Source organism: Sphingomonas sp. CFBP 13733, assembly GCF_014841795.1.
GTDB lineage: Bacteria > Pseudomonadota > Alphaproteobacteria > Sphingomonadales > Sphingomonadaceae > Sphingomonas > Sphingomonas aerolata.
Genome location: NZ_JACYUP010000021.1, coordinates 1 through 6157, shown reverse-complemented (window position 1 = coordinate 6157; position 6157 = coordinate 1). Strand labels below are relative to the sequence as shown.

Genomic DNA, 6157 nt, shown 5'->3' with positions numbered 1-6157 from the left:
TTAGAGGGCTGGGAACTGGTAGCCTGATAGCTGACGGCCACCACCGCGGTTGTCAGCGTCAGGCGACGCCTGCGAACGCTATCGACCTCCTCAATAGCGGACAGCCGCTTCTCTCTCCATTATTGCCATTCAGCGGTCAGATATGTAAAACTCAGTCGCAATAACAACTATCCGACAAACAGGTGATTCCGGACGGTAGCCTCTCGAGCGTTGCAAAACGCCGTCGCCGACCTCGATTGGCGACTATCGTGTGTTTTGCGTCGCCTGAAGAGCCTACCTGGCATTCCCCTAACTCTGTCGAAATGACGCCATTTCGAGAAACGTTTGGGAACGGTTTTTGGAAAAGCGGCTGGCAGCGGCGATAGTTCACTCATCGCTGTTCCCAGCCTTTCCCGTGCTAGGTTCCATTACGAGAAGGCCCACCCCGTCTCGATTGTTGTTCTCTATTATACCTTCAGGAACTGATCGATTGCGTCGACCGCCTGGTACAATCGTGCCGCTAATAGCGGTTCATGGCTGCCGTCAGCTACATCGATCTCAACGATCAGCTGTTCACGTAATTGCAGCAACGAGGTATACTGATTAATCTTGGCGACCTTACCATCGGCGGTAGCATCGACTCTCTTGAGCGCGTCGATTATCGATGAGGCCTTAACAGGTTTCTCTAATCGGGCAATCTCGCTGTAGTCTGATGGAACATCGGCAATATCATTACCTGTTGCAAGGACGCAGCGGACGCCCCGAGCGAGTAGGCGGTCCACTACTGGGTATACTTTGTGCTCGCCGAGGTTGATGTCGAGAACAGCGCTGTCGATACGCCCTCCCCGATCAAGCAAAGCCATTGCCTGATCGACAGACGGTACCGGCCCAAGCACGATAGCTCCCGCCCGTGTAAGAGTGCGCTCGATCGCTTCGGCAACGACATACTCGTCCTCAATCACGAGTACCCGCTGATCTTCCATGAGCATGTCAGCCATCTTGCGCCTCCTCCACTGTCCGGCGAGATGCGACCGGCACCGCAATGGTACAGTGCACACCGTCTTCGACGAAAGCATAATGTGTCTTGGCGCCAAGTTGGTACGGTAGGGCTTTTTCGATCATTTGACGGCCATAACCGCCGGTAAATGGTGCAGTAATCGGTTGTGATATCCGAACACCGCTCTCGCGCCAGTCGACGTGGAGCCACAGAACGCCATCTTTTTCCGCCTTCACGTGCCATGTGATTGTAAGCAACCCTCCGCCGGTCCCCAATGCACCATATTTCACTGCATTGGTCCCAAGCTCATGGATAGCTAGAGCTAGGCTTTGAACTGCGCGCGAGCGTAGCGGGACATCAGGTGGACCCGCCAATATTAGATGATTATCACCGCTCTTCCGGCCAATGGCACCAAGCGCAACGAGTTCCGCCCGCAGAAGGTCTTGGAACTTTACTCGGTGGCCTGAGGTTGCATGCGAGAGCATCTTTTGGACGCGGGATAGAGCTGAAAGGCGGTCGTTGAAGCCGTGCTCAAATTCTTGAAGAGACGAGGCACCATCCAGCATCCGCGCGGCAATCGAACTTACGACCGCGATAAGGTTACGCGTCCTGTGTTGCAGCTCTGCAACCATCACGACCTGGCGTTGTTCGCTTTCCCGCAAAGATTCCGCGGTGCGCTTCAACGCGTCTATGTCACTGATAACGCTTGCTTGCCCGGTCAGGTTACCCAACTCGTCGCGTACCGGAACCGCTGCAACCCGAACCCAGATGGCTTGCTGGTCGTCATCGGTGAACAGCATTTCTTGACCAGGGGTAACACATTCTCCGCGGCGGGCGCGCGCACCGGGAAACTCGTCCGGTCGCAACGGTCCCCCATCCTCGCCCCACGCTTGCCACTGCGCTACGCGACCCGGGTCTTGGGATGGCATTAGGCCGGTCGGACAGAAACGCTGGTACTCGGAATTGGAGGCTACCATTCGCCCGTTCATGTCCAGCGTAGCAACGCCAGCAGGCACGCTTTCGAGCGTAGCCGCGAACCGAGCCTCGCTTTGGTGAAGCGCTGCCTCTGCCTCCGCCAGACGACTGCGTAAATCAGCGATTGTTGCCACGTCATCCATCTTACATCCCAAGTATAAGCGTCGGAGTCCGCCAGGGGCCAGATAGCTATGTTGGCCCGTTCCCGGTCAAAAATGCCGTGCTATCTGCGTCGGTTTTTCCGATACGCCTCCTTCAATCCACACAAAGACATTCACCGATCGGCGAGCCATCCTTCGACGGTGCGAGGTACCTTGCAAGCAGACTAAACTGATATATGTCGATCGATACAAGTCTCGTGGTTAGGTGGTGATGCCGGCAGGTCATTGCGTTTCGTCGGTCGAGGGAGTCATCCTGCACGCGGATCAAGGTTTTCTTGATCTGCTTCAGCGTCGCGCCGACGAGGTCATCGGCGTTTCGTACCGCCAGGTAACCGATGCTCGGGACTTGGATCGAAGCGCAGATATGCTAGCCGTGCTAGAGGACGGTGCGGCCCCCGTACGATTGCAAAAGCGCTACCTTCGGCCGGATGGGAGCTCAGTAGTAGCAAATTTACTGGTCACCCGCTTCGCCAACCCCGACCGCTTGATAAGCACGCTGTTCTGGCAGGAAAATGGCCGCCCTTTGCCGCCAGCCAGGCTTTGGGAAGCTGCACTGCGTATGCGCCAGGTTCATGCTACCCGAGCCATGCTATTTGGGGCTGATCTGAGCACTGATCCCATAGGTTCGCTACTGATCAGCATCTATTTGGCGGAGGCAGAAGGCCGGAATATCGGGCTGGCCGACGCTGCCGCCCATGCCAACATCCCGACATCTGTTACCGAACGGTGGATAAGGGTAATGCAGCAGCGAGGAGTAATTGAATATCAAAAAACCACCATCGATATTCGACTTACGAGCGCGGGGACGAACAATATAGAGTCAATGCTTTCTTCTTTCTATGAACCTCCTAATGCTGTTCAGATATAAATGGATAGCCATGATTGATAGATTACCGCGTGTATCAAATTATAAAATAAAATCCTTGCTAATTCTGTATTTCACTTCGACAAATTCGTTTGATTGCATACCTTATGTAAATTTGAGCAAGCTCATTTAGTCTGGCAATTTTTATTATTTGCTTTTGAATAAACTCAATGGACTACTTGACCCAGAAGGGGACGCTTAGAGGATCGGTTCACCTCCCTGACTCCGGCCGCTTGTTCATGTCCACGGCCAGAGCGAAGTTAGACGACGAGCTCCTCCCTCTGACCTCTAAGCTTTCTCAAAGGGGATCGGTTTCAGGAAGACCGGTTCCGGGCGTTTGCGGAGAATGACGGGCATTGGTACGATGTTCGCCTTTAGGGTAGACTTAAGCTGAGAGTTATCTGCCATGAGCTATAAGACGGACCATCGTAGTCGAACGAGAGCTGTCGCCGTTTATGGAGTCCTTATTTGCGTAGGAGCGGCGCTGGGCCTCCTCGTAATGGCGGGCGTTATCACCGACCACATTCTCTGGTAATATCTACCCAGCCCCGCCCTATTGAGGCGTTGCGCAACGGAAAATACCATATATCTGAGATGTTAAGCACCAACATAATAATCAAGGCAATTTAGTTTCAGCGCCCTTAGATAGGCTTTCATTGCCTGATCACCGAATTGACTAAGTGAAATATCTAGTCGACGTCGGTCGACAGTATCCGTGACACGGTTAATCAGCTTTGATTGATAAAGATGCTCGATCCATCGCTGCGATGTCGTAGTTGGGGCATCGGATAAGCTAACCAGTGTCTTGACGTTCATCGGCAGGCGCTCGTCACGCGCGACGAAGAGCGCAAGTAACATATCCCAAGCTGGTTCGTGGAATAGCTCATCAGGTAAGAAACGGCGACGGATACGCCGTTCGTCGAGTAGCAGTCTCGCCCGTTCAACAAGTGCAGCATCACTTAAATCGTTGGCCGTCGGCATAGTCCTCGCCGCCTTGGCAGCCCGGACATTAAACTCATCGGCCACACCTGAGAGTGCCTCCGCTAACTCGGCAATCAAAATGATTAAATCATCATTCTTCAACTAAGTTTTCCTCAAGTGTTTAATTGGCCCGATTAAATCCGAGAGCAATTTAGCAAAACCAAAGATATATTTATAGATAAAGCGGCAGACGAGTCGTTTATGCGTAAATATACGAGACTGGGTCATACAAGTTCGGTGAATTCGCCATCGGCGGTCTTTGCGAAAATATGGCACTTTACCTGTTTTAGAATATACCGTTAGATCATGTTAACGCTGTTGATCGGCCGCCGCGATCTTGACCGACGAGGCTAATCACTGCGGCGATGAGCATGTTCCCCGTGACCGGTTTTTGCAGGCACTGCAAATCAGCGATATCGGGGGGGGATGATGCTTTCGTCATAACCTGTCACCAGAATGGTCGGGATACCCAACGCCTTCATCTCGCGCGCAAGGATGAAGCTGGGACCAGATCCAAGATTGAGGTCGAGGACGGCATAGCCAGGGATGGTATGACTCAGGCAGACCAACACGTCCGCTTCGGAGCCGTAGGGGCCCAATACTGTTGCTCCTGCCTCCCACAGGGCTTCGCAAGTACATTCTGCAAGGTAATAGTCATCATCGACCACCAGCACGGTGCACTCCGTAAGCGACCTAACCATAGCTGTCATGACTGACCCTCATCACGCAACGCCGTTGGCGATACGCCTTCCTGGAGAAAGCTTTCGCCCGGCACGAGGGGGAAGCTGATGCGGCATCGTAATCCGTCCGGTTCAAACTTCATTTCCCCGGAACCGCGTAATTCATACGGTACACGCCGGGTCACCAGCTCCGTACCAAAGCCTCGACCACGCGAAACATTGTCTTCGAAGGCGACCCCGGTTTCTGCCCAGCATAGAATAAGCCAATCCTGCTCCACCCGCCGATCAATATCCCATTGAACGGTAACGTACCCGTTTTTGGTCACGAGGGCGCCGTACTTGCTTGCATTGGTCGCTAGCTCATGGATGGCCAGGGTCAATACTTCGGCGGCCTTTGGTGCCAGCGTGAGGGCGGGGCCAGATAAGACGATCTGATCTCTGTCGGCCGCCTGGATCAGCAGTTCATCGCGAATCATATCAGACATGTCCACACCCATGCCGGCACCGCGTGTCAGCAGGACCTGCGTGCGGGCCATGGCCGCAATCCGCCCGCTCAGGTGATCGCGGAACTCACCTGTGGAGACATTGAGGCTGCTTCGCCGAACGACCGCTGCGACCATCGCAAGGACGTTGCGGACACGATGTTGCAGTTCGGCCAAGAGGACGACCTGACGCTCCTCCATCCGTTTGCGATCGGTCAGGTTCTGGGCGATCTTTAAAAAGCCCTGCAGCATGCCGTCAGGCGTTCGCAGCGCAATGGTCTGCCCGTCCATGTAAACCCGCCTGCCCGCCTTGGTCACATGCCAGCGGACATCCGGTGCCTTGCCCTGCGCAGCGGCCATCGCAATCTCGCCGGCCGTAGCGCCACTCTCATTGTCTTCCGGCGTGAAAATCGTCGAGGCTGACCTCCCGATCATCTCATGCTCGCTCCAACCAAAGATCGCCTCAGCCCCTGGGAACCAGTCGGTGACGATATCGTCAGGATCGCGAAATCCTTCGCGTTCTCGACGACTAGGCGGAAACGTTCGTTGCTCCGGGCGAGTTTGTTTATCTGATTTAGCCGATCGATGACCGGACCAAGAGTGCAGGCGTAGGTCCGCAGGAACTGCACGTCGCCGTGCGGGAAATCCCGTGCCTTGGTCGCGTCCACTTCAAGAACACCGTACGCCTCCCCACCTGGAAGATAAATGGGTACGTTCACCAGCGCGACGACGCCATGTTCAAGCATGAAATCTGCAAAAACAAAGCGCGTTTCGGTAGCTATATCGGGCGTCACCATCGGCGTCCCGCTAGCAATAGCAAACGTCTCAGACGATTTATCATCAAGCGAAAGACGTTTCTGACCAACGACGCCTGGTGCCCATCCCACTCCCGCCCGGACAAGCGCTGTCTGTCGATCGTCGCTTATCTCGAGCACCTTCGCCAGATCGGTTTGCAAGGCATCGGCGACTAGGGTCAGGACCCATTGATGTGAGAGGCGCGATCTGATTCAGGCTCCGTGAGGAGAGCGTGGATGAGC

The 6157-nt window shown here is 54.6% G+C and carries 7 protein-coding genes; 1 reads left to right on the top strand and 6 read right to left on the bottom strand.

The window, feature by feature from the left end; all coding sequences use genetic code 11:
* Positions 1 to 446: 446 nt before the first annotated feature.
* Entirely contained in the window at positions 447 to 977 is a 531-nt protein-coding gene (locus tag IFT71_RS20985) for a hypothetical protein (RefSeq protein WP_192143434.1), read from the bottom strand.
* The gene (locus IFT71_RS20980) at positions 970 to 2094 is read right to left on the bottom strand and encodes a sensor histidine kinase (protein WP_192143432.1); all 1125 of its coding nucleotides are present in this window, start codon (positions 2092 to 2094) and stop codon (positions 970 to 972) included. Before IFT71_RS20980 ends, IFT71_RS20985 begins: the two co-directional genes overlap by 8 nt.
* Before the next feature lie 229 nt (positions 2095 to 2323).
* On the opposite strand from IFT71_RS20980, the gene IFT71_RS20975 reads away from it, so the two are divergent.
* Positions 2324 to 2980, top strand: a complete 657-nt coding sequence (locus IFT71_RS20975) for a PAS domain-containing protein (RefSeq protein WP_192143430.1) — start codon at positions 2324 to 2326, stop codon at positions 2978 to 2980.
* A 594-nt stretch (positions 2981 to 3574) separates the two neighbouring features.
* Here IFT71_RS20975 and IFT71_RS20970 read toward each other — a convergent pair.
* The 4 genes from IFT71_RS20970 to IFT71_RS20955 all read right to left on the bottom strand — a co-directional run bounded on the left by IFT71_RS20970 (position 3575) and on the right by IFT71_RS20955 (position 6097).
* A complete protein-coding gene (locus IFT71_RS20970) occupies positions 3575 to 4060 on the bottom strand; it encodes a hypothetical protein (protein ID WP_192143428.1) in 486 nt (161 codons plus the stop codon).
* 305 nt (positions 4061 to 4365) lie between these two features.
* Positions 4366 to 4632: a hypothetical protein gene (locus tag IFT71_RS20965; protein ID WP_192143426.1), complete on the bottom strand. Its 267-nt coding sequence runs from the start codon at positions 4630 to 4632 to the stop codon at positions 4366 to 4368.
* Positions 4633 to 4664: 32 nt separating this feature from the next.
* Positions 4665 to 5579, bottom strand: coding sequence for a sensor histidine kinase (locus IFT71_RS20960; RefSeq protein ID WP_342212710.1), 915 nt, complete (start codon positions 5577 to 5579; stop codon positions 4665 to 4667).
* Positions 5552 to 6097: a GAF domain-containing protein gene (locus tag IFT71_RS20955; protein ID WP_342212709.1), complete on the bottom strand. Its 546-nt coding sequence runs from the start codon at positions 6095 to 6097 to the stop codon at positions 5552 to 5554. Before IFT71_RS20955 ends, IFT71_RS20960 begins: the two co-directional genes overlap by 28 nt.
* Between the last annotated feature and the right edge of the window lie 60 nt (positions 6098 to 6157).